This is a genomic window from Caulobacter segnis (assembly GCF_023935105.1).
Classification (GTDB): Bacteria; Pseudomonadota; Alphaproteobacteria; order Caulobacterales; family Caulobacteraceae; genus Caulobacter; species Caulobacter segnis_B.
In genome coordinates, this window is the sequence record NZ_CP096040.1 from 3,300,381 (window position 1) to 3,323,184 (window position 22,804).

The window sequence follows — 22,804 nt, forward strand, 5'->3', positions numbered from 1 at the left end:
CTCCCCGCTCAAAAGCTTTGCCCGATGCTGAGATAGATCTGGAACGCCGGATCGCCCTTGCGGCGGCCCAGCGGAGCGGCGATGTCGGCGCGGATGGGCCCGAAGCCCAGGTCGTAGCGGATGCCAAAGCCAGCGCCCGCCCGGAAGTCCTCGCGCCGAGGGGTCTTGTCGGTGCCGATGGCGCCGGCGTCGATGAAGGCCACCCCGCTCCAGCGCTGGGTGACCTTCTGGCGCAGTTCGAACGAGGTCTCGATCAGCGAGACGCCGCCCTGGGGCGTGTTGTCGGAGAGGCGCGGGCCGATGGCCTGATAGGCATAGCCGCGCACTGAGCCGCCGCCGCCGGCGTAGAAGCGCCGCGACGCAGGCACGTCCGGAATGCTGCCGCCCACGATCGCGCCCAGCTTGACGCGGCTGGCCAGCACCGTGCTCGCCCCCTTGCCGAGCGGCAGATAGACCGAGCCCTGGGTCGTCAGCTTCAGGTAGGGCAAGGTCGTGTCGCCGATGACGTAGGTCGGCTCGCCCCGCGCTTCCAGGCGCCAGCCGCGCTTGGGATCCAGGATGTTGTCGGAGAAGTCCCAGGCGTAGGCGGCCAGGCCCGCGAAGGTGGCCAGATTCAGCCGGCGTCCGGCCACCAGACCGTTGCTGCTGACCTGCTCCTTGGTCTGTGACAGATCCAGCGACACGCCGAAGGTGCGATAGGCGGTGGTCTGCCGCCGCTTGGTCAGGTCGACTCCGATCGAGGCGCCGGTTTCGTTGTAGGCGTCGGTATCCTCGCGGAAGATCGAGCTGGAGAGTTTCAGGGTCTGCTGCGGCCGTCGCCAATGGGGCAGCGAGAGCTCGGCGCCCACGCTCTGCTCCAGCTTGGCGAAACGCAGCGAATAGGTCGTGGTGTCGGCGCGCTTCAGCCGGTTGTAGCGGCTCCAGCGGACGTCGACGCCAGCCCCCTCGCTGGTGGAGTAGCCGGCGCTGGTTTCGATGGTGCGCGCGCGGCGGTCGGCCAGGGTGACGACGACCGGCCGCAGGCCTTCCGGCGTGGCCTTCTCCGGCCCGGCCATGGACACCGAGATTGAATCGTAGACGCTGGTGTCGCGCAGGCGGCGCTCCAGCTCGGCGACATCCTCCGGGTCGTAGACATCGCCGGATTTCCACGGCGCGAGGTGCGACACCCAGGCCGGACTGGTGCGCCCCTTGGTGATCACCTCGACGCCGTCCAGATGGACCAGTTCGCCGGACGCGATCTTGAACGCCGGCCGGACGGTGTGGTCGGCATGGTCGACGATCACCTCCCGCGGCTCTGCCGCGGCGTCGGCATAGCCGAGCTTGGCGACCTGGGCGACGATCCGCCCCTCGGCCCCGACCACATCGGCCGAACGTCCGGGTTCGCCTTGGGTCAGGCGCATGGCCGCCGCGGCGCGCTGGCGCGTGCCCTCGTCGGGCGGAGCGCCCGACCAGTCAATGCGAGGATCGGCCAGGACGAAGACCGGGCCGGGCGTGATCTTGACCACCGCGCGCGGTGGCTCGCCATCCAGCACGTCCGGCTCGACGGTGTAGGCGTAGTAGCCCTCGGCGCGCAGCACCGCGATGGCGTCCTCGCCCGCCTGGCGGGCGCGTCGCCGAGCTTCGGCGCGGCTCTGGGCCGGATGCTTGGATTCGGTCAGGGCGCGCTGGATCGCCTCGCGCAAGGCCTTGTCTTCGACGCCTTGAATCTGGGCCATAGGCTCGTCGGCGCGCGCGACGGAGGCCACTAGCCAAGCCGCCGCCGTCAAGGCCAGGGAAGTCCGCCCAAGCACCAAATCACGTTCCCCGCGCGAAGCGCCCCCGCCCCTGCTGTAGTCTGGGGTTTCGTCGCTGTCACGACCCGAAATGCAAGCGATGGACGACGAGTGGCGCTTCTCAAAGCGAGCGAATGGCGCCCAAATGATGAGCAGCCGTGCGCATCCACGCGGCGGACGTCGAATTCGCCGCGCGAGACCTGCGCGACGTTCTAGTGTCAGGACGGCGCGCGGCCCCCGGCGGCGCGTCCAAAGTGAAGAGAAACGTGGACAAAAGCGTGGCGGCGAAGACCCAGACCCTCGAGGACGCACCGACCCTGCCGATGACGGAGGCGGCGTACCTGCCGGGTATCGCCTACGACGAGATGTTCACGCCCGAGGGTGAAGTCCGGACGCATTACGATCCGCTGCACGCCCGCATGTCGACGCTGGGCGCGGAGGAACTGGCCGGCCGCCAGCGCACGCTGGAGCGCTCGTTCCTGCTGCAGGGCATCACCTTCACCGTGTACGGCGCCGAGAACACGACCGAGCGGATCATCCCGACCGACCTCTTCCCACGCATCATTCCGGCGACCGAATGGTCGAAGATCGAGGCGGGCCTGACCCAGCGGCTGCAAGCGCTGAACCTGTTCCTGGCCGACATCTACGGCGACCAGCAGATTCTGATGGACGGCGTGGTGCCGCGCGAGCTGGTGCTGGGCGCACCTTCGTACCGCCGCGAGATGCAGCACCTCTACGTGCCCCACAAGGCCTACGCCAATGTCTGCGGCAGCGACCTGATCCGCCAGCAGAACGGCGAGTTCGCGGTGCTGGAGGACAATCTGCGCGTCCCGTCCGGCGTCTCGTACATGCTGGCCAATCGCGACGCCGCCAAGCGGACCTTCCCTGGCACCTATCGCGCCGCGGGCGTGCGGCCGGTCGAGCGTTATCCGGACCTTCTGCTGTCGACGCTGAAGAGTATGGCCGCCGATTGGCGCAACGAGCCGCAGGTCGTGGTGCTGACGCCGGGCGTCTACAACAGCGCCTACTACGAGCACGCCTATCTGGCCCGCCTGATGGGCGTACCGCTGGTCGAGGGCCGAGACCTCGTGGTGCATGAGAACATGGTCTACATGCGCACCACCACGGGTCTGCGCCGGATCGATGTCATCTATCGCCGGGTTGACGACGACTTCATCGACCCCCTCACCTTCCGCCGCGACAGCTCGCTGGGCGCCGCGGGGCTGTTCAACGCCTATCGGGCCGGCAACGTGGTGATCTGCAACGCGCCCGGCACCGGCGTCGCCGACGACAAGGCCGTCTACGCCTACGTTCCCGACATCATCCGCTACTACCTGGGCGAGGATGCGATCCTGCCCAATATCGAGACCTTCCTGTGCCGCGAGCCCCGGCAGCTGCAGCACGTGCTGGGAAATCTCGACAAGTACGTGGTCAAGGCGGTCGGGGCCTCGGGCGGCTACGGCATGCTGGTGGGGCCGCACGCCAGCCAGAAGGAACGCGACGCCTTCGGCGAGGCGATCCAGGCCGATCCCGACAACTACATCGCGCAACCGACCATCCAGCTGTCGACCGCCCCTTGCCTCGTCGATGGGCGCATCGAGCCGCGCCACGTCGACCTGCGCCCCTTCATCCTGTCGGGTGAGAAAACCATCGTCACGCCCGGCGCCCTGACCCGCGTGGCGCTGAAGCGCGGTTCGCTGGTCGTCAATTCCAGCCAGGGCGGCGGCTCCAAGGACACCTGGGTGCTGGCCGAGGAGAACGGTCACGCCAATGGCCACGCCAACGGCAACGGGAGCGCCCGCCCATGATGTTGGCTCGCGTCGCCGACAGCCTCTACTGGCTGGGCCGATACATCGAGCGGGCCGAGCACCTCTCGCGCCTGTCGTCCGTGATGCTGAACGCCACCCTGGACCAGACGGACTCCGGGACCCAGGCGGTGTGGATCGCCATGGCCGCCGTGGGTGAGCCGGGCGACGGGGCCGGCGTCGGTTCGTTCGAAGCGGCCGAAGCGCTCGTGCTGGACCGCGGCGATCCCAACTCGGTCGTCTCCTCCCTGGCCCGGGCCCGCGAGAACGCCCGCCAGGTGCGCGATCAGATCACCACCGAGACCTGGGAACGGCTGAACCTGCTCTACCTCAAGGTCACCGACACCAGGGCCGGCAAGGAATTTTCGGACGGCTCGGCCAACTTCCTGCACGACGTCATCGCCGACCTGCACCTGTTCAAGGGCGCTGCCGACACCACCATGAGCCACGGTGAGAGCTGGCGGTTCATGATGCTGGGCATCTACATGGAGCGCGCCCAGTTGGTCTCGCGCCTCCTGGAAGTCTGCTTCGCGGACTCGCCCACCCACGGCAGGGTCGCCGACCACGTGGCCCTGGTCGGCGTGCTGCGCATGGCCTGCGCCCTGGAGCCGTACCTGCGGGTCTATACAGCGGAGATCGAACCCCGGCATATCCTGGAGTTCCTGGTCTTCGACGAAGAGTTCCCGCGCTCGATCCGTTTCACCACGGCCCAGATCGAACAGCATCTGTCGGCGCTGGCGCGCGGCGGCCTCTTCAGCGAACGCGCCGGTCCGGAACGGCTGGCGGGTCGCCTGAAAGCCCGCCTGCAGTTTGCGGACGTCGACGAACTGGAAGCCGTCGGCGCCGGACCGCTGCTGACCACCGTCGTCAACGAGTGCGCCCGCATCCACGAAGCGATCTATGAAACCTTCGTGGCCTATCCGCTCGAAACACGCCTTCCGGCCTAGGACCCCCACCCGTGCTGTTAGAGATCCGCCACGTCACCCAGTACCACTACGAGCGCCCGGTCCGGGAAAGCCTGATGGAGCTGTGGATGCAGCCCCAGAAGAGCGCCCGCCAGCGCCTGGTCAGCTTCGAGCTGGACCTGGAACCGGCCGCCCAGGTGTTCTCGTACGCCGACAGCTTCGGCAACGCGGTCTATCACTTCGACGTGCCCCAGCCGCACGACAAGCTGACCATCATCGCCCGTTCGGCGGTCGAGACCGAGCCGCCGGCCGAACGCCCCGCCCACCTCGACATGGGCGAATGGGACCGCCTGCGTAGCGAGTTCGTCCGCGGCGAATGTTTCGACTTCCTGCGTCCGCATGGCTTCGTCCAGACGACCGAGGCGCTGCGGACATTCATCAACGAGCACGACCTGGACGCGTTGAAGCGCAAGGACCCGCTGACGGCGGTCCGCACGCTGTCGGAGACCATCTACCGTGCTTTCGAGTACCAGCCCGGCGTCACCGACGCCGACAGCCCGATCGACCTGGCGCTGGGCGTCGGGCGCGGGGTCTGCCAGGACTTCGCCCACATCATGCTGGCCATTTGCCGCGAATGGGGCATCCCCGCGCGCTATGTCTCGGGCTATCTTTTCACCGATCGCGACGCCGGCGACCGCTCGGACCCCGACGCCACCCACGCCTGGGTCGAGGTGTTCCTGCCCAGCCTGCGCTGGGTTGGCCTGGACCCGACGAACAACATGATGGCCGGCGAGCGGCACGTGGCCGTGGCCGTGGGCCGCGACTATGCGGACGTCACCCCTTCACGCGGGGTCTACAAGGGCGACGCGGAAAGCCAGTTGGCGGTGGGCGTCACCGTTCGCCGCGCCCGGGCGGCCGTGGCGGAGCCGGAATTCCTGCGGATGGCCCGTCCCAGCTTCGCCGGCGGCCGCCGGCGTCCAGACGTAGCCCTGAAGCAGGAGCTGCACCAGCAGCAACAACAGCAGCAGCAGCAGTAGGAAACTACTGCAGGACTTCCGGCTTCAGCGTGGCGGCGAAGCGGCGGGCGATATCCAGGGCGCCGGCCGCGCCGCCGGCTCGCGGGCCGATGCGCTGGGTTTCCACGAACTGCACGCCCGCCTCGGTGTCCGAGCGCCAGACGACGTGGGCCAGATGCACCCGGCGTCCGCCCGCGTCGACGAAGATGAACTTGTCCGGCGGCGCGGCGATGCCGGCCGTCGACAGGCGCGCGCCCTTTTCGGCGACGTCCAGCAGCGAACATTTCCACGAGCGCGGATCGTCCACGATGTAGATCTTGCGCGCCGCCGGCATCCGGGGATGCGAGCGACGTTCCGCGCCTGAGGCCTCGACCATGAGCATGCGAACCTTAGAACTCCCGCCGTATGGACGACCGCGATTTTAGCGCAGTCCGTCCAAAATCAGCTTAAGCGGCAAAGTTCCTTAGGCGGCGTAAACGTGAGCCTTACGAGCGGCGATCTTCACCGTTCCCTGGAAGCGGGCGGCCTCGGCGCGCGAGGCGCTGATCTCGATGGGACGGCCATCGCTGGCGATGGCGTTGACCGTGGTCAGCGCCCCCTGGACGTGCGCCCGATCGACGCGGACCTCGAAACCATCCTCGTCCAGCACGAAGTCGTGCGGCCGGACATAGGCCGTGGCCGAGCCGTCGCGGACCCCGCTGGCCGGCAGGCGCAGCACGCCGGCGTTGAACTGGCCGCCGCCGACCTGCCCCTCGAAGCAATTGGCTTCACCGACGAAACCGCAGACGAAGGCCGTCTCGGGCTGGTCGTGGACCTGATCGGGGGTGCCGATCTGCTCGATCTGCCCCTTGTTCAGGATCGCCACGCGGTCGGCCAGCTCCAGGGCCTCCTCCTGGTCGTGAGTCACGAAGATGGTGGTGACCCCCGTGGCGTCATGCACGCGGCGCAGCTCCTTGCGCAGCGACTTGCGGACCGTCGCGTCCAGGGCGCCGAAGGGCTCGTCCAGCAACAGCACGCTGGGCTGCACCGCCAAGGCGCGTGACAAAGCGACGCGCTGGCGCTGGCCACCCGACAGCTGCGACGGGTAGCGTTTGCCCAGACCGTCCAGCTCGACCAGCTTGAGGAGGTCCTCGACCCGCTGGGCGATCTCGGCCTTGGACGGCTTGTCCTTGCCTTTTCGCACGTCCAGACCGAACGCGATGTTCTTGGCCACGGTCATGTGCTTGAACAGCGCGTATTGCTGGAACACGAAGCCCACGCGGCGATCCGCGGCGGAAGCAAAGGTCACGTCCTCGCCGTCGAACAGGACCTGGCCGACGTCCGGAAATTCCAGGCCCGCGATCGTGCGCAGCAGCGTCGTCTTGCCCGAGCCCGACGGCCCCAGCAGGGCCAGCAGTTCGCCGTCGGCGATCTCGAGATCGACCTTGTTCAGCGCCGGATAGCGGCCGAACTTCTTTTCGACGGAGCGGATGGAGATGGTCATAGGCTCGTGAAGTCCATTCAGTGTCCGCCGCGCCCGCGCATGCCGGGCTGAGCGACTTCCAGCGCCGTCTTCAGCACCAGGGTCACTACGGCCAGCAGGCACAGCAGGGCCGCGACGGCGAAGGCGCCGACGAAGTCGTACTCGTTGTAGAGGATCTCGACGTGCAGCGGCATGGTGTTGGTCAGGCCGCGGATGTGACCGCTGACCACCGACACCGCGCCGAACTCGCCCATGGCGCGGGCGTTGCACAACAGAACGCCGTACATCAGGCCCCAGCGCACGTTGGGCGCGGTCACTCGCCAGAAGGTATAGAGCCCGCCCGCCCCCATCGACACGGCCGCCTCCTCCTCGCTGGTCCCCTGTTCCTGCATCAGCGGGATCAGCTCACGGGCCACGAACGGGAAGGTCACGAAGACGGTCGCCAGCACGATGCCGGGCACGGCGAAGATGATCTTGATGTCGTTGTCGACCAAATACTCGCCGAACCAGCCCTGCAGGCCGAAGATCAGCACATAGATCAGGCCCGCCACGACCGGCGACACCGAGAACGGCAGGTCGATCAGGGTGATCAACAGCGGCTTGCCGGGAAACTCGTGCTTGGCGATCGCCCAGGCGGCGCACAGGCCGAAGGCGGCGTTGAACGGCACCGAGATCGCCGCCGTGATCAGGGTCAGCTTCACGGCCGCCAGAGCGTCAGGGTTGTTGATCGCTTCCAGCGCCGCGCCCAGGCCCTTGCGCAGCGCCTCGGCGAACACGGCGGCCAGCGGCAGGATCAGGACAAGGGCCAGGAAGGCCATGACCACGCCGATGACAAGAGCCTTGGCCCAGGCCGGATCATCGGTCGCGCGACGGCGGGAGACAGCGGCCATCAGTCGAACCTCCGCGCCCAGGCCTGGATGGCGTTGATGATCAGCAACATCGTGAACGACACGGCCAGCATCACGACGGCGATCGTGGCGGCGCGGGCGTATTCAAACTGCTCAAGCTGGATGATGATCAGCAGCGGCGCGATCTCGGACTTGTAGGGCATGTTGCCGGCGATGAAGATTACCGAGCCGTACTCGCCGACTCCACGCGCGAAAGCCATGGCGAAGCCGGTCAGCCACGCAGGCGCCAGCGCGGGCAGAACGATCCGAAGGATCGTGTCGATCCGGTTGGCGCCCAGGCTGGCGGCGGCCTCCTCAACGTCCTCGGCGGCGTCGCGCAGCACGGGCTCGATGGTGCGCACAACAAAAGGCAGGCCGATGAAGATCAGCGCGATGGTCACGCCGATCGGGTTATAGGCGGCCTTGATGCCCAGGGGCGTCAGGAACTGCCCCACCCAACCGTTGGGCGCGTAGAGCGTGGCCAGGGCGATGCCGGCCACGGCGGTGGGCAAGGCGAACGGCAAGTCGACCAGGGCGTTGACCACGGTCTTGCCCGGAAAGTCGTAGCGGACCAGGGCCCAGGCGGTCAGCACGCCGAACACGCCATTGATCACGGCCGCCACGAACGCCGCGCCGAAGCTCAGGCGATAAGCGGCCAGAGAGCGTTGTGAGGTCGCCACGGCCCAGAACTCGGCCGGAGACTGGTGGGCTGCCTTCAGGACCACGGCGCTGAGCGGGATCAGGACGATCAGCGACAGCACGGTCAGCGTCACGCCCATGGTCAGGCCAAAGCCTGGAATCGCCGAGCGCCTACGGAAAAGGGGCCGCTTGCCCGTTCCCTGACGCTTCGGGGCGGACGACCGGCGCGCGGCGGTGTCGGCGGTCATCGTCTGATCGTCGTCCAGGGTCCGGGCTCGCCACATAGCTCAAGGCAAAGGTTGAACGCGCCGGACCGGATAAGGGTCCCTGCGGCGTCAAGGAAACTGAGCCGCTTAAATCCCTACAAGGCCCATCGGGCAAATGAGAAAAGTCAGGTCAGTGCCACAGAAAAACTGGCGGCGCCTCGCCCACGCGAACGGCCCGAACAAGCGCCCAAAGCGCGGAGCCAAAGCGAGAGAATTGAGGGATCCGGCGCAACTCGCGCCGCGGAACCTCTGACAGATCAGAGGCTTGGTTTGGTAGGCCGGGTGGGGTTCGAACCCACGACCATTCGATTAAAAGTCGAATGCTCTACCACTGAGCTACCGGCCCGCTAACAATCCGGCGGGGGCCGGTGGAAGCGGCGCGGACCATAGTCGGGGGGCTCGTGCGTCGCAAGCATGGTTTCGCCGTTTTTCCGACGGATGACGGTAAAGCTGTGAGCGGGTTAGGGTGAGTCATGCGTGGAACCTTGCTTTTGACGGCCCTTTGCGGCGCGACCCTGGCCGGAACGGCTTTCGCACGCCAGCAGGAGCCGCCGCCCCAGGCCAGCGCGCCGCCCTCCCAGGATGACGAAGGGCGCATCAAATCGACCTCGGAAGCCAATCGGGACGGAATCACCGGGGCCATGCAGGCGCCGTTGCGCGACGTGAACCTCGTCCGCACCAAGATCCCGCGCGTTCTGCTGGAGGCGATGGACGATCCCTACCAGCGGCCCGCCAAGGCGGACTGCAAGAGTCTGATCGCCCTGGTCCGGCCACTGGACGTGGCCTTGGGCGAGGACATCGACCGCGTCCCGCCGGCCGACAACGAGGATTTGATGGATCGCGGGCGCAAGGCAGCCGGCGGCGCCGCCCTGGGCGCGGTGGCCAGCGCGGCGCAGGACATGATTCCGATGCGCGGCTGGGTGCGCAAGCTTACCGGGGCCGAGCGCCACGACCGCCTGGTCCAGAGCGCCGTCGCATCCGGCGCGGTGCGACGGGCCTATCTGAAGGGGCTCGGCGAGGCGCGTGGGTGCGATCCGCCAGCCACGCCGCAGCACAAGCCCCCGCCCGAGCCGCCGGTGGTCGATCCGGGCATGCCCCCGCCGCGTGATCCCTACGGTCCGCGCAAACCCCGCTTCCCGATCAACAAGGAAGAACTCGCGCCCGCGCCCCAGGGACCGCGCGGCTAGCCCGCGCTAAGATGCCGGGCGCGGAAGTCGCGCCGGAACTGCTCGAAGCGTCCCTCGGCGATCGCCGCGCGCATGGCCGCCGTCAGCGCCTGGAAGAAGGCGATGTTGTGCCAGGACAGCAGCACCTGGCCCAGGATCTCCTCAGCCTTGAATAGGTGTCGAAGATAGGCCTTCGAATAGTCGCGACTGGCCGGGCAGTCGCTGGTCGAGTCCAGCGGGCTCTCATCCTCGGCGTACTTGGCGTTCTTCAGGTTGATCGGCCCGTCCCAGGTCCAGGCCTGGCCGTGGCGGCCCGAGCGGGTCGGCAGCACGCAATCGAACATGTCGACGCCCCGCGCCACGGCCTCCACCAGATCGATCGGCTTGCCGACGCCCATCAGGTAACGCGGACGGTCCTCGGGCAGCAGGCCCGGCGCGTAGTCCAGCACTTCGCACATCGCCTCATGCCCCTCGCCGACCGCCAGGCCGCCGATGGCGTAGCCGTCGAAGCCGATCTCGCGCAGGCGGTCGGAGGACTCGCGGCGGAGGTTTTCGAAGGTCGAGCCCTGCTGGATGCCGAACAGCACTTGGCTGTCGCGGGCGCCGAACGCGTCCTTGGAGCGTTGGGCCCAGCGGGCGGAGAGTTCCATCCCCTTGCGCGCCCTCGCCTCCTCGGCCGGCCAGGCGACGCACTCGTCCAGCTGCATGACGATGTCGCTGCCCAGCAGATCGGCCTGGATCTCGATCGAGCGCTCGGGGGTGAGGACGTGTTTGGAGCCGTCCACGTGGCTGGAGAAGGTCACGGCCTCCTCGGTCAACTTGCTGATGCCCGACAGCGACATGACCTGGAAGCCGCCGCTGTCGGTCAGGATCGGCTTGTCCCAGCGCATGAACTTGTGCAGCCCGCCCAGGCGCGCCACCCGCTCGGCCGAGGGCCGCAGCATCAGGTGATAGGTGTTGCCCAGGATGATGTCGGCGCCGGTGTCCTTGACCTGGTCGACGGTCATGGCCTTGACGGTCGCGGCCGTGCCCACAGGCATGAAGGCTGGCGTGCGGATATCACCGCGCGGGGTCTTCAGCACGCCGGTGCGCGCCTTGCCTTCCGTGGCTTTGATCTCGAAGGGGAACGCGGCCATGACTAAGTCTCGTCCTTGAACAGCAAGCTGCCGTCGCCGTAGGAATAGAAGCGATAACCCGTGGAGATGGCGTGCGCGTAGGCCTCGCGCATCGTAGCTTGGCCGGCGAAGGCGCTGACCAGCATGAACAGGGTCGACTTGGGCAAGTGGAAGTTGGTCATCAGCACGTCGGCGGCGCGGAAGCGGTAGCCGGGCGTGATGAAGATGGCCGTCTCGTCGGCGAATGGTTTCACCACGCCGTCCTCGCGCGTGGCGCTCTCCAGCAGACGCAGGGAGGTGGTGCCGACGCAGACGATGCGACCGCCGGCCGCCCGGACAGCGTTGAGGGCGTCGGCGACGTCCTTCGTCACCTCCCCGAACTCGGCGTGCATCCTGTGCTCGGAGACCTCGTCGGTCTTGACCGGCAGGAAGGTGCCCGCGCCCACGTGCAGGGTCACGAAATGTAGTGAGACGCCCCTTTCCTTCAGCCGCTCGAGGAGATCGGGCGTGAAATGCAGGCCGGCGGTCGGAGCGGCCACCGAACCGTCCTCGCGGGCGTAGACGGTCTGGTAGTCGGCGCGGTCGCGTTCGTCCTCGCCCCGCTTGGCGGCGATGTAAGGCGGCAACGGCATGTCGCCATGACGGGCGACGCCGATGTCCAGATCAGGCCCCGAAAGGTCGAAGGCCAGCACGATCTCGCCGCCCTCGTGTTTCTCGGCGACCGTGGCGTCCAGACGGTCGCCCTCGCACGCGCGATCGTCGCGAGACCCGAACGCGACGCGGTCGCCGACCTTCAAGCGCTTGCCCGGACGCATGAAGGCGCTCCAGCGGCTGGGTGAGACGCGACGGTGCAAGGTCGCCTCGACGGCCACCGGCGTGCCGTCTGCGCCGCCCGTGGTCCGTCCCTCGCGCAGACCCGAGAGGCGCGCGGGGATCACACGGGTGTCGTTGAAGACCAGAGCGTCGCCGGGACGCAGGATATCTGGCAGCTCGCGAACCACGTGGTCGGCGAGCGTCTGGCCCGGCCGGACCACCAGCAAGCGCGCTGCGTCGCGCGGCTCGGCGGGGCGCAGGGCGATGCGGTCCTCGGGCAGGTCGAAATCGAAGTCGGAAAGGCGCATGGGCGGGCTTCAAGCGCACGATGGGCCGCGAAGGTCAAGAGACAGGCGGTTTTCGCCATGAGACATTGGGGCGGCGGAATGGAGGAACTGCTGCGCCCAATCGTAGCGCCGTCATGCTAAGGGCGGGGCATGCGCCTGATTGCTGATTTGCTGAGTCTGCTGGTACGCGGCACCGCCCTGATGATGGGGCTTGTCGGGGTCGCTTTCTCCATTGCTGGCCTTGGCGGCCTGTTCAGCGACCACTTGGACGCGGTGAATCATGCGGCGCCGCTGTGGCTCGCGATGGGCGTCGGCGCCGTCCTTCTTGGCGGTCTTTTCGCCCGCGGCGCCGAGCGCTTGGTCATGATGGCTCTGGGCGCAACCGCCGTCGTAGCGTGCGCGGTGCTGATGCTGCCCGAGGTGGCCTCGGCCTGGCGCTTCAAACCCGAGGCCTCTCGGCCTGGCGATCTCAAGATCATCCAATTCAACGCCTGGCATGAGAACCCCACGCCCAAGCAAAGCCTCGCATGGGTGCTGGCCCAGAACGCCGACATCGTGGTTGTCGAGGAGGCTGGCGGAGGATCCTTGGAACTGATCAAGGGTCTGACAGCCGCCTATCCGTACGCGTCCTGCGAGAAAGGCCGTGGCTGCGAGCCTTGGATCTTTTCGCGCAGGATGATCGTCGCGCGCGGCCACTTCGGTCCCGGCTTGCCGAGCTCTTGGGCCAAGATCGAGGATCCGGCCGGCGCCTTTACCGTCGTGGGCGTGCATTTCGTTTGGCCCGTCCCGGCGGGACCTCAACAGGCGCAGTCGCGCAAACTGGTCCAGGGCGTCGGAACGCTAGACCGCCGAAGCCTCATCCTCACCGGCGACTTCAATTCAACGCCTTGGTCCTTCAGCCTGAAACGCCAGGACAAGGCGATGGGCCTGCGCCGCTGGACCCGGGCCCTGCCCTCATGGCCTTCCGGCCAGTTCTCGCGTGTCGCCGCTGCGCCCGCCCCGTTTCTTCCGATCGATCACGTCTACACTGGTCAGGCGTGGCGCGCGGTCAAGGTCGAGCGCGGGCCCGCGGTCGGCTCAGACCATCGCCCCGTGATGGTGACCCTGAGACGGTCGGCAAAATAGAAACGGCTCCGGACGGAAGTCCGGAGCCGCTGCTGGATCGTTGGGTCGGACGCTTAGGCGTCGGCGGCGATCTTGGCGCTGATGATCTTGCCCGGCTCGCGCGGCGGCTCGCCCTTGGGCAGGGCGTCGACGTTTTCCATGCCCTCGGTCACCTGGCCCCACACCGTGTACTGCTTGTCCAGGAAGGTGGCGTCGTCGAACACGATGAAGAACTGGCTGTTGGCCGAGTCCGGATTCGGCGTACGGGCCATCGAGACCACACCGCGCACGTGCGGCTCGTCGTTGAATTCGGCCTTCAGGTCCGGCTTGTCCGAACCGCCACGGCCGGTGCCGGACGGATCGCCGCCCTGGGCCATGAAGCCCGGAATCACGCGGTGGAAGACGACGCCGTCATAGAAGCCCTCACGCACCAGTTCCTTGATGCGGGCCACGTGGCCGGGCGCCAGGTCGGGACGCAGCTTGATCGTGACCGGACCGGTCTCGAGGGTCAGGATCAGGGTGTTTTCGAGGTCGGCCGACATGGTCTTCCCTTGGATGGCGAGGAGTTGTGACGCGCTTCTAGCGCGGTTCACGCGGTCCTGTGAACCAAGTCCAGCCCGAAATCGGGAATTGGCTCAATGAACCTCGACCGGCAGGTCGATGTCGCAGACCGAGAAGTCAGCGCCCTTCAAGGCCCGCAAGCGCTTGGTTTCGGCCGCGAACCAGGCCCCTTTCGGGTCGATCACCCGCACCTTGGGCCGTTCACTTTCGGGAATATCGCTCAGCAAACGGACCTTGGTCATCAAATCCTGCGGCGCGGGCGCGGGCTCGCCGGTCTTGATGGCGCGGACGGCGTCGAGACCGCTGATCACCCGGCCGAAGGCCGTATAACGCTTGTCCAGCGACGGATAGGGCTGACGCATGAGGAAGAACTGGCTGTTGGCCGAGTTGTTGTCCTCGTCGCGGGCCATGCCGACCACGCCGGGGCAATAGGTTCCCCAGGCGGCGACCTTCTTGTCGCTGGTCATGTCGCTCCAACTCCAGGCCTGGCTGACGACCGGCAGCGATTTGACATAGCCGACCTCCAGGCCGGCTGGCGCGGCCATCGCCACGAAGCCGGTGTCCGCCGCGCGGCGGAACGTGAACTCGGCCTTGAGATTGGGCAGTTCGGTCCCGCCCTCCCCTGTATTGGTCGGATCCCCCGTCTGGGCCATGAACTTGTCGATGACCCGGAAGAAGGTGCGACCATCATAGACACCGCTCCGGGTCAGCGCCTGCAGGCGCGAGACGTGGTTCGGCGCGACGTCCGGAACAAGCTCGACTAGAACCCGCCCCTTGTTGGTGTCGATCACCATCACCGTCTCGGGCGCGGGTGTCCGCCAGTCCGCTTCCGTCGGCTTGGCCGTCGCCGCCGCGAAGGCCGAACCGGACAAGGCCGCGAGGCAGAGCCCCGCCAACAGCGCGCGAGAACGGATCATGTCATTTCACCTGAACGGGCACATCCACATCGCAATTGGTGAAACTACCGCCCAGCTCGCCCTGGCGCTTGGCGACCAGCGCCTTGAAGGCGGCCGAGCCGGTGTTCATCACCTGGATGGTCGGGCGCTTGTCGGCCGGCAGATCGGCCAGCAGCTTGACGCTGATCATCTTGTCCTGCGGATCTGGAACGGGTTCGCCGGTCTTGATGTTGCGCACGACGTCGACGCCCTGCAGCACGCGCCCAAAGGCGGTGTAGGTCTTGTCCAGCGAGGCGTTGGTCTGGCGCATGAAGAAGAACTGGCTGTTGGCGCTGTCGGGATCGCCAGCGCGGGCCATGCCCAGCACACCCGGACAGAAGTTGCCCCAGGTGGCGACCTTGCGGTCGGCCGTCATCACCGCGAGCGCCGAATTTTGGCTGGTCACCGGCAGGACGCCTACCCAGCCGGACTCGTTGCTTCCGACCTTGAAGCCCTGGGCCAGCGGCAGGTCCGCGCCGCGGCGGAAGGTGAACTCGGCGGTCAGGTTGGGCTGGTCCGAACCGCCCATGCCGGTGTTCTGCGGATCGCCCGTCTGGGCCATGAAATCGCTGATCACCCGGAAGAAGGTCAGGCCGTCGTAGAAGCCGCTCTTCACCAGCCCGCGCACGCGTTCGACATGGTTCGGCGCGACCTGCGGATAGAGCTCGGCGATAATCCGGCCCTTGTTGGTCTCCACGACGATGACGTTATTCGGGTCAGGGGTGCGCCAGTCGGAGACACTCTGGGCCGAGGCCGCCCCAAAGGAGGTCGCAGCGGCGGCGAGCGCCAGCGCGGCGGCGGTCATGGCGAGCTTCATCGAATACCCCGAACAGAATAGGTCGCGGCCGGGCGTAGAACGACACGGCCTCCCCGACAAGTGCGGTGGCTGTTGAAGCGCAGGATTTCGGCCGGATCGGGGCGGAGCCCGCGCGCCCTACGCGTGGGCCGGCCGCCAGTGCGGATAGGTGACATAGGCGGTCGTCGCGCCCTCTTCGTGAGCACGAATGGTCACCGCCTCTCCCTTGGGCATGTAGATGATCTCGCCAGGCCCGGCGGTGACCGTCCCCGCGTCGGACGAAACCGAGATCCGCCCTTCGAGCACGATCATGACGTCGTCGACGGCCATCGTCTCGGCGAGCGTCTGCCCCGGTCCATACCGTCCATAGCCGATGGTGACCGGTCCGCCATGCCGCTCATCGACAACATTGCCCACGAAGACGTCGGCGTCTTGTCCGGGTGAACGCTCCAGCGACGTCTCCGCGATCGAGAACTTGCCGACCTTCATCACCCTGCTCCATGGGCCGCGAGGTGCGAGGAGTACGGTTGGTCGGCGAGGAAGTTCCCGATGGGGTCAGCGCTTGCCGACCTTGGCCAGCAATTGCTCGGCGACGCCGCTTGGCACGAACTTGGAGATATCGCCGCCCAGGGCCGCGATCTCCTTGACCAGACGCGAGGCGATCGCCTGGTGGCGCGGATCGGCCATCAGAAAGACGGTCTCGATCTCGCGATCCAGCTGCTGGTTCATCGCCGTCATCTGGAATTCGTATTCGAAGTCGGCCACGGCCCTCAGGCCGCGCACGATCATCTGGGCGTTCACGTCCCGGGCGAAGTGCATCAGCAGGCTCTCGAACGGCCGGACCTCGATCTCGGCGATCTTGGTCAGGTGCGCCGTCTCGCGCTGCAGGATCGCGACCCGTTCGTCCAAGGAGAACAGCGGCCCCTTGCCCGTATTCACCGCCACGCCGATCACCAGCTTGTCGACCAGCTTCACGGCCCGCCCGATGATGTCGAGGTGACCATTGGTGACCGGATCGAAGGTCCCCGGATAAAGCCCGACCCGCATGCAACCCCCTGCTCTAAGGGTTCGAGGGGTTACAGGGTCTCTTCCGCCCCATTGTCCTCGCCCTGGTTGTCGTCTCCGCCGGAATCGGCGAGGCGCTCGACGCTGACGACGTGTTCGTCCTGCGCGGTGCGGAAGATGGTTACGCCCTGAGTATTCCGCGCTGCAACACGAATTTGCGAGACGGGCACCCGGATGAGCTGACCTTGATCCGTCACCAGCAGGATTTGGTCGCTTTCCTCGATGGGGAACGAGCCGACCAAACGCCCGCCGCGCTTGCTGAGATCTTGAGCGGCCAGGCCCTGACCGCCACGGCCCGTGCGGCGGAAATCGTAGGCGCTGGTGCGCTTGCCGAAGCCTTCCGACGACACAGTCAGCAGGATTTCCTCGGCCGCGCCGAGCTCGGCGATGCGTTCCGGCGTCAGAGTGGTTTCGTCGCCGTCCTCATCGCCCTCCTCCACGGCGGCGGGGGCGTCGTCGCCCTCCTCGCCGGCAGCGCGCAGCATGGCGCGCTGGTGCTTGAGGTAGGCGGCGCGTTCGGCCGGGGTGGCGTCGACGCTGCGCAGCACGGCCATCGAGATGACGGTGTCCCCGCCCGCCAGCTTCACGCCGCGCACGCCGGTCGAGTCACGGCTGGCGAACACGCGCACCTCGTCGACCGAGAAGCGGATGCAGCGGCCGGCGGCCGTGGTCAGCAGGACATCCTGATCGGCGTTGCAGACCGACACGCCGACGATGCCGTCGCCTTCGTCCAGCTTCATGGCGATCTTGCCGTTGCGGCGGACGTCAACGAAGTCGCTGAGCTTGTTGCGACGCACGCTGCCCGAGCGAGTGGCGAACATCACGTCCAGACCGCCCCAGGTCGCCTCGTCCTCCGGCAGGGCCAGGATCGAGGTGATGGTTTCGCCGGGCTCGATCGGCAGCAGGTTGACGAACGCCTTGCCGCGCGAATTGGCGACGCCCTGCGGCAGGCGCCACACCTTCATCTTGTAGACCTTGCCGCCCGAGGTGAAGAACAGCAGCGGGGCGTGGGTCGAGGCCGAGAACACGCGGGTGACCGCGTCCTCGGTCTTGGTCGCCATGCCCGACTTGCCTTTGCCGCCCCGGTGCTGGGTGCGGTAGTTGGCCAGCGGGGTGCGCTTGACGTAGCCGCCCATGGTGACGGTGATGACCATGTCCTCGCGGACGATCAGGTCCTCGTCTTCCATGTCGGCGTCGCCGTCGACGATCTGGCAGCGGCGCGGGATGGCGAACTTCTCGCGGACCTCGACCAACTCCTCGCGGACCACGGCCATGATGTTGGCGCGGTCTGACAGCAGCTCCAGATAGCCACGGATGGCGTCGGCCAGGGCGGCGGCCTCGTTGCCGATCTCGTCGCGGCCCAGGCCGGTCAGGCGCGACAGGGTCAGGGCCAGGATGGCGCGGGCCTGCTCGTCGGTCAGGCGGATCAGGCCGCCCGCTTCCTGGATCGTGCGCGGGTCGGCGATCAGCTCGACCAGCGGCAGCATGTCGCCGGCGGGCCAGGACTTGGCCACCAGGCGCTCGCGGGCCTCGGTCGGATCCTTGGACGAGCGGATGATGTGGATGAACTCGTCGATATTGGCGACGGCGATGGTCAGGCCGACCAGCACGTGCCCCCGATCGCGGGCCTTGCCGAGCTCGAACTTGGTCCGACGGACGACGACTTCCTCGCGGAACTCGACGAACAGCTGGATCAGCTGGTGCAGGCCCATCTGCTCGGGTCGCCCACGATTCAGGGCCAGCATGTTGACGCCGAACGAGGTCTGCAGCGCCGTGAAGCGGTACAGCTGGTTCAGGATCACCTCGCCCGAGGCGTCACGCTTCAGCTCGACCACGATCCGCATGCCGTCGCGGTTGGACTCGTCGCGAATGTCGGCGATGCCCTCGATCTTCTTATCGCGGACCAGTTCGGCGATGTACTCGACCAGATTGGCCTTGTTCACCTGATACGGGATCTCGGTGATGATGATGGCTTCGCGGCCGGCGCGCAGCTCCTCGACGCTGGCCACGCCGCGCATGATCACCGAGCCGCGACCGGTCAGCAGCGCCTGGCGCGGACCCGCGCGGCCGATGATCTCGCCGCCCGTGGGGAAGTCGGGGCCGGGCACCAAGTCCAGCAACTGGTCGGTGGTGACGTCCGGCTGATCGATCAGCAGCAGGCAGGCGTCGATCACTTCGCCCAGATTATGCGGCGGGATGTTCGTGGCCATGCCGACGGCGATGCCGCCCGCGCCGTTGACCAGCAGGTTCGGGATCCGCGACGGCAGGACGGTCGGTTCCTGCTCCTTGCCGTCGTAGTTGTCGGCGAAGTCGACCGTGTCCTTGTCCAGGTCGGCCAGCAGCGACATGGCCGGCGGGGCCATGCGGCATTCCGTGTAGCGCATGGCCGCGGGCATATCGCCATCGACCGAACCAAAGTTGCCCTGGCCGTCGATCAGCACAAGGCCCATCGAGAACGACTGGGTCATGCGGACCAGGGTGAAGTAGATCGAGGCGTCGCCGTGCGGGTGATACTTACCCATCACGTCGCCGACCACGCGGGCCGACTTGACGTAGGGACGCTCGGGCGTCTGCCCCTGCTCGTGCATCGAGAACAGAACTCGACGGTGCACGGGCTTCAGGCCGTCGCGCGCGTCCGGCAGGGCGCGGCTGACGATCACGCTCATAGCGTAGTCGAGATAGGAGCGGCGGAGCTCGTCCTCGATATTGATCGGGGCGACATCCCCGCGCGGACCGTCAGCGGGGATCGTGGTGTGTTCGTCGCTCAAGGGGATTTTTCGCCGTCAGAATCGGACACGGAACAGTCTGAAACTGTTAGCATTGGGATGTGGAAGGCGCCACCTTTCCAGCCGCTTCATCCCCTGCTGTTCGCTTGAATCCGAAGGAAAAACGCATGATCCGCCTTCCCGCAGCCACCGGTGTCGCCCTCGCGACGCTGATCGCCGCCTCCCCCGTGCTGGCTCAGACCACCGCGACTGCCGTGGTCAAGACCGGCGACGGCAAGGACGCCGGCGTCGTCACCCTGACCGAGGCCCCGCACGGCGTGCTGCTCAAGCTTGAGCTCAAGGGCCTGACGCCGGGCTGGCATGCCGTTCACTTCCACGAAAAGGGCGACTGCGGCGCGCCGGACTTCAAGTCGGCCGGGGCCCACGTCCATACCACCGCCCAGGTGACCCACGGCCTGCTGAATCCGGCCGCCAACGACAGCGGCGATCTGCCCAACGTCTTCGCCGGCGCCGACGGCTCGGCCACGGCCGAGGCCTATTCGACCCTGGTGTCGCTGAAGGGCGCGGGCGGCCGCCCGGCCCTGCTCGACGCCGACGGCAGCTCGATCGTCGTCCACGCCAACCCCGACGACCACACCAGCCAGCCGATCGGCGGCGCCGGCGCGCGCGCCGCTTGCGGCGTGTTCAAGTAAGCCCCTACCCTCCCGCCACGATTCATCTCGTGGCGGGAGATCCCATGCGTATCTGGCGACTGTCGCTCATCATGCTCGCCCTGGCCGCGACGGCCGCCTGCAACAACAGGGGCGACAAGGACACGGCGAAGGCTTCCAAGCCGCCAGCGGCCTCCGCAACGCCGGCGACGGAACTGGTGTCGCTGGCCTGGCGGCCGGCGAACGCCGATCAGAATCTCCAGGCTTTCGAGCTTCAGCTGGCCGGCGCGGAGGTCATCGCCATCTGCCGTACGCCGCCGGGCTGGGATCTCAAGGCCGCGCGCGGACGGATAAAAGGCTTCGCCACGGTCGGCGCGGCGTTCATCAGCGTCGACGACTTGGAAGACCTGGACGGCCTCTTCCTGATCCGCCACCACCCCGGCGAGGCGTTCGGCGTGAGCGGCAAGCTGGTGACGGGCGCCTATACCGGCGAAGCCGGCCAGACGGAGAGCCAGGCGGCCCCGGCGCTGCTGAGCGGCAGACCGGCGGAACAGTGCCCGCCAGCCAAGGGCTAAGCCGCCTCCGTCAACGCCTCCGTGGCCTTGCCGCGCTTCTCGGTCAGGGCCACCAGGGCCACGCCGACCATGGTCGCGCCGCCGCCGATCAGCAGTTGCGGCGTCAGGCGGTCGCCCAGGAACAGGATCCCGATCGAGCAGGACACCAGCGGCGTCAGCAGGAAATAGGGCGTCACGCGCCCAGCTTCGCGACGTTGGACCAGCCAGAATAGCAACGCGCTGGCGCCGATGGTCGAGACCACGCCGGCGAACAGCACCGCAGCCCAGGCGATCGGCGGCGCGGCCTGGGCCTTGGCGACCTGACCGGTCTCGAACACGAACGACATGGCCAGCAGCGTCGGCGCGGCGACCAGGGCGGTCATGCCCTGCATCTTCAGCGGCTTGATGCCTGGCGTCTTGCGCACTAGCACCGTGGCCACGGCCCAGCAGGCGCCAGCGAAGACCATCAGCGCGATCGCCGGAAGGTCGCGGGACGCATGCGGATCCAGGCTCATCCAGGCCACGCCGACGAAGGCGATCACCAGGCCGATCACCGCCGGCGGCCGCATGGTCTCGCCCAGCATCCGCCAGGCGAAGATGGCGGTGAACGGGATCCACAGCTGGCTGGCCACGACCAGCGGACTCAGGGCGTCGGCCATGCTGAACGCCAGATAGATCATGCCGAAGTGGATCGGCCCAGTCAGCAGCACGATCAACAGCAGCTTCCGGGGCTCGGGGAACGGCGGCTTGACGAACGGGATCAGGAAGATCAGCGCCGCGGTGAACCGCAGGCCGCCCATCAGCATCGGCGGCAGATAGGCGGTGGCGATCTTGGCGGCGACGTTGTTGAGCCCCCAGGTCAGGATGATCGCCAGGATGGCGAGATATTCCACGACCGTGAGCGGAGACGACTTGCCGGACATGGCCGTGCTTGGACCAGACGCGCCCCCTCGGGTCAACCGACGCCGACCACCTCGCGGACAGCCGCCGTCAACAGGTCGAGATCCGCGTCCGACGTGCTGAAGGCCGGCGTCAGATAGACCAGCTTGCCCATAGGCCGGATCCAGGCGCCCAGCTCGGCGAACCGCGCGCAGAGATCGCCCACGGCCACCGGGGCGTCGAACTCGACAACGCCGATCGCGCCCAGCGTGCGGACATCGACCACGCCCCGACCCGTCCGGCACGGCGCCAGCCCCTGGGCCAGCGCCGCCGACACCCGCGCCACGTTCGCCGCCCAGGTCCCATCCTCGAACAGGTCAAGCGAGGCGTTGGCCGCCGCGCAGGCCAGCGGATTGGCCATGTAGGTCGGCCCGTGCATCAGCGCCGCGCCCGGATCGTCGGACCAGAAGGCCTCGAACACCTTGCGCGAGGCCACCGCCGCCGACAGCGGCAGGGTCCCACCGGTCAGGGCCTTGGATAGCGTGACGATGTCGGGCTCGATCCCCGCCGCCTGCATGGCGAACAGTGTGCCGGTACGGCCAAACCCCGTGAAGATCTCGTCGAAGATCAGCAGCACGCCGTGCTTGTCGGCCAGGCGGCGCAGGGTCCGCAGCACCTCAGGCGCATGCAGCAGCATGCCGCCCGCGCCCTGGACCAGCGGCTCGATGAGGATCGCTGCGATCTCGTGGCCGCGTTCGGCCAGCAGCGCGTCCAGCGCCGCCTCGCTCACCGCATCGCGCGGCAGGTCGGCGATCACCTGGGCGGGCATGACGCCGGCGAACAGGCTGTGCATGCCCTCCTCCGGATCGCAGACCGTCATCGTCGCCAGGGTGTCGCCGTGATAGCCGCCCCGAAAAGCCAGAAATTTGGTGCGTCCGCGCACACCCCGATTGATCTGGAACTGAAGGGCCATCTTCATGGCGATCTCGACCGAGACCGAGCCGCTCTCGGCGAAGAAGACGTGGTCCAGGTCGCCGGGCAGCGCCTTGGCCAGCCGCGCCGCCAGCCGATAGGCCGGCTCGTGCGCCAGGCCGCCGAACATCACGTGCGGCATGCGGTCGATCTGCTCGCGCAGCGCCTGGGCGATATGGGGATGATTGTAACCGTGGCAGGCCGTCCACCACGAGGCCAGGCCGTCCACCAGTTCGCGCCCGTCGGCCAGCACCAGCCTCGAGCCCCGTGTCGCCACCACCGGCAGCGGCGGCCGCGCGGTCTTCATCTGGCAGTACGGCCGCCAGACGTTGGACGACCCTTGCGTCAACCAATCAGGATCGGACATCGCGGCGCTTTCCGTTTGCGGACTCGGGGCGCCTTGCCTATTCCCGCCCACCAGCCACGGCA

Annotated in this window: 22 protein-coding genes and 1 tRNA gene; 7 read left to right on the forward strand and 16 right to left on the reverse strand. The window is 67.5% G+C overall.

The genetic code is table 11. The annotated features are described in order from the left end of the window. Window positions 1-8: 8 nt before the first annotated feature. On the reverse strand, window positions 9-1,793 hold the full coding sequence (locus tag MZV50_RS15440; RefSeq protein ID WP_252630143.1) for an autotransporter assembly complex protein TamA: 1,785 nt from the start codon (window positions 1,791-1,793) through the stop codon (window positions 9-11). 257 nt (window positions 1,794-2,050) lie between these two features. On the opposite strand from MZV50_RS15440, the gene MZV50_RS15445 reads away from it, so the two are divergent. The 3 genes from MZV50_RS15445 to MZV50_RS15455 are packed head-to-tail and all read left to right on the forward strand — an operon-like array spanning window position 2,051 to window position 5,519. Next, a complete protein-coding gene (locus tag MZV50_RS15445; protein WP_252635253.1) occupies window positions 2,051-3,580 on the forward strand; it encodes a circularly permuted type 2 ATP-grasp protein in 1,530 nt (509 codons plus the stop codon). Further along, window positions 3,577-4,524, forward strand: coding sequence for an alpha-E domain-containing protein (locus tag MZV50_RS15450; protein ID WP_252630145.1), 948 nt, complete (start codon window positions 3,577-3,579; stop codon window positions 4,522-4,524). The genes MZV50_RS15445 and MZV50_RS15450 overlap by 4 nt, the downstream gene beginning before the upstream one ends. Window positions 4,525-4,535: 11 nt before the next feature. Next, window positions 4,536-5,519: a transglutaminase family protein gene (locus tag MZV50_RS15455; RefSeq protein ID WP_252630146.1), complete on the forward strand. Its 984-nt coding sequence runs from the start codon at window positions 4,536-4,538 to the stop codon at window positions 5,517-5,519. 4 nt (window positions 5,520-5,523) lie between these two features. Here MZV50_RS15455 and MZV50_RS15460 read toward each other — a convergent pair whose 3' ends face one another. From MZV50_RS15460 to MZV50_RS15480, 5 genes are all read right to left on the reverse strand, one after another. Beyond that, complete coding sequence (locus MZV50_RS15460; RefSeq protein ID WP_252630147.1) at window positions 5,524-5,880, reverse strand: PilZ domain-containing protein; 357 nt, start codon at window positions 5,878-5,880, stop codon at window positions 5,524-5,526. An 81-nt stretch (window positions 5,881-5,961) separates the two neighbouring features. After that, window positions 5,962-6,981: a sulfate/molybdate ABC transporter ATP-binding protein gene (locus MZV50_RS15465; protein WP_252630148.1), complete on the reverse strand. Its 1,020-nt coding sequence runs from the start codon at window positions 6,979-6,981 to the stop codon at window positions 5,962-5,964. Between the two features lie 17 nt (window positions 6,982-6,998). Next, a complete protein-coding gene (gene cysW / locus MZV50_RS15470) occupies window positions 6,999-7,853 on the reverse strand; it encodes a sulfate ABC transporter permease subunit CysW (RefSeq protein WP_252635254.1) in 855 nt (284 codons plus the stop codon). Next, window positions 7,850-8,734, reverse strand: coding sequence for a sulfate ABC transporter permease subunit CysT (gene cysT, locus MZV50_RS15475; protein ID WP_252630150.1), 885 nt, complete (start codon window positions 8,732-8,734; stop codon window positions 7,850-7,852). The genes cysW and cysT overlap by 4 nt, the downstream gene beginning before the upstream one ends. 289 nt (window positions 8,735-9,023) lie before the next feature. Further along, a tRNA-Lys gene (locus tag MZV50_RS15480) sits at window positions 9,024-9,098 on the reverse strand. Window positions 9,099-9,225: 127 nt separating this feature from the next. On the opposite strand from MZV50_RS15480, the gene MZV50_RS15485 reads away from it, so the two are divergent. Further along, window positions 9,226-9,939 (forward strand): hypothetical protein, encoded by a 714-nt coding sequence (locus MZV50_RS15485; RefSeq protein WP_252630151.1) that lies wholly within the window; start codon window positions 9,226-9,228, stop codon window positions 9,937-9,939. On the opposite strand, the gene tgt is transcribed toward MZV50_RS15485, so the two are convergent. Both tgt and queA read right to left on the reverse strand, forming a co-directional pair. Further along, on the reverse strand, window positions 9,936-11,054 hold the full coding sequence (gene tgt, locus MZV50_RS15490; protein WP_252630154.1) for a tRNA guanosine(34) transglycosylase Tgt: 1,119 nt from the start codon (window positions 11,052-11,054) through the stop codon (window positions 9,936-9,938). The two genes, MZV50_RS15485 and tgt, sit on opposite strands and share 4 nt — an antisense overlap. A gap of 2 nt (window positions 11,055-11,056) precedes the next feature. After that, window positions 11,057-12,154 carry a tRNA preQ1(34) S-adenosylmethionine ribosyltransferase-isomerase QueA gene (queA, locus tag MZV50_RS15495; RefSeq protein WP_252630156.1) on the reverse strand — a complete coding sequence of 366 codons (1,098 nt, stop codon included), beginning with the start codon at window positions 12,152-12,154 and terminating at the stop codon, window positions 11,057-11,059. Between the two features lie 129 nt (window positions 12,155-12,283). Between queA and MZV50_RS15500 the strand changes: the two genes are divergently transcribed. Next, window positions 12,284-13,258, forward strand: coding sequence for an endonuclease/exonuclease/phosphatase family protein (locus tag MZV50_RS15500; RefSeq protein ID WP_252630157.1), 975 nt, complete (start codon window positions 12,284-12,286; stop codon window positions 13,256-13,258). Window positions 13,259-13,311: 53 nt separating this feature from the next. Here MZV50_RS15500 and MZV50_RS15505 read toward each other — a convergent pair whose 3' ends face one another. The 6 genes from MZV50_RS15505 to gyrA form a co-directional block, all read right to left on the reverse strand. After that, a complete protein-coding gene (locus MZV50_RS15505) occupies window positions 13,312-13,779 on the reverse strand; it encodes a peptidylprolyl isomerase (protein WP_252630159.1) in 468 nt (155 codons plus the stop codon). A 93-nt stretch (window positions 13,780-13,872) separates the two neighbouring features. Further along, the gene (locus tag MZV50_RS15510) at window positions 13,873-14,715 is read right to left on the reverse strand and encodes a peptidylprolyl isomerase (RefSeq protein ID WP_252630160.1); all 843 of its coding nucleotides are present in this window, start codon (window positions 14,713-14,715) and stop codon (window positions 13,873-13,875) included. 1 nt (window position 14,716) lies between these two features. Beyond that, window positions 14,717-15,550 (reverse strand): peptidylprolyl isomerase, encoded by an 834-nt coding sequence (locus MZV50_RS15515; RefSeq protein ID WP_252630162.1) that lies wholly within the window; start codon window positions 15,548-15,550, stop codon window positions 14,717-14,719. A gap of 117 nt (window positions 15,551-15,667) precedes the next feature. Beyond that, complete coding sequence (locus MZV50_RS15520) at window positions 15,668-16,018, reverse strand: AraC family ligand binding domain-containing protein (RefSeq protein WP_252630163.1); 351 nt, start codon at window positions 16,016-16,018, stop codon at window positions 15,668-15,670. 66 nt (window positions 16,019-16,084) lie between these two features. Further along, window positions 16,085-16,576: a pantetheine-phosphate adenylyltransferase gene (gene coaD, locus MZV50_RS15525; protein WP_252630164.1), complete on the reverse strand. Its 492-nt coding sequence runs from the start codon at window positions 16,574-16,576 to the stop codon at window positions 16,085-16,087. A 29-nt stretch (window positions 16,577-16,605) separates the two neighbouring features. Further along, window positions 16,606-19,362 carry a DNA gyrase subunit A gene (gene gyrA / locus MZV50_RS15530; protein ID WP_252630165.1) on the reverse strand — a complete coding sequence of 919 codons (2,757 nt, stop codon included), beginning with the start codon at window positions 19,360-19,362 and terminating at the stop codon, window positions 16,606-16,608. A 125-nt stretch (window positions 19,363-19,487) separates the two neighbouring features. Between gyrA and sodC the strand changes: the two genes are divergently transcribed. Further along, window positions 19,488-20,012 carry a superoxide dismutase[Cu-Zn] gene (gene sodC, locus MZV50_RS15535; protein ID WP_252630166.1) on the forward strand — a complete coding sequence of 175 codons (525 nt, stop codon included), beginning with the start codon at window positions 19,488-19,490 and terminating at the stop codon, window positions 20,010-20,012. A 44-nt stretch (window positions 20,013-20,056) separates the two neighbouring features. Then, entirely contained in the window at window positions 20,057-20,545 is a 489-nt protein-coding gene (locus MZV50_RS15540) for a hypothetical protein (protein WP_252630167.1), read from the forward strand. On the opposite strand, the gene MZV50_RS15545 is transcribed toward MZV50_RS15540, so the two are convergent. Then, window positions 20,542-21,447 carry a DMT family transporter gene (locus MZV50_RS15545; RefSeq protein WP_252630168.1) on the reverse strand — a complete coding sequence of 302 codons (906 nt, stop codon included), beginning with the start codon at window positions 21,445-21,447 and terminating at the stop codon, window positions 20,542-20,544. The genes MZV50_RS15540 and MZV50_RS15545 overlap by 4 nt on opposite strands. Before the next feature lie 32 nt (window positions 21,448-21,479). After that, a complete protein-coding gene (locus tag MZV50_RS15550; protein WP_252630169.1) occupies window positions 21,480-22,742 on the reverse strand; it encodes an adenosylmethionine--8-amino-7-oxononanoate transaminase in 1,263 nt (420 codons plus the stop codon). Between the last annotated feature and the right edge of the window lie 62 nt (window positions 22,743-22,804).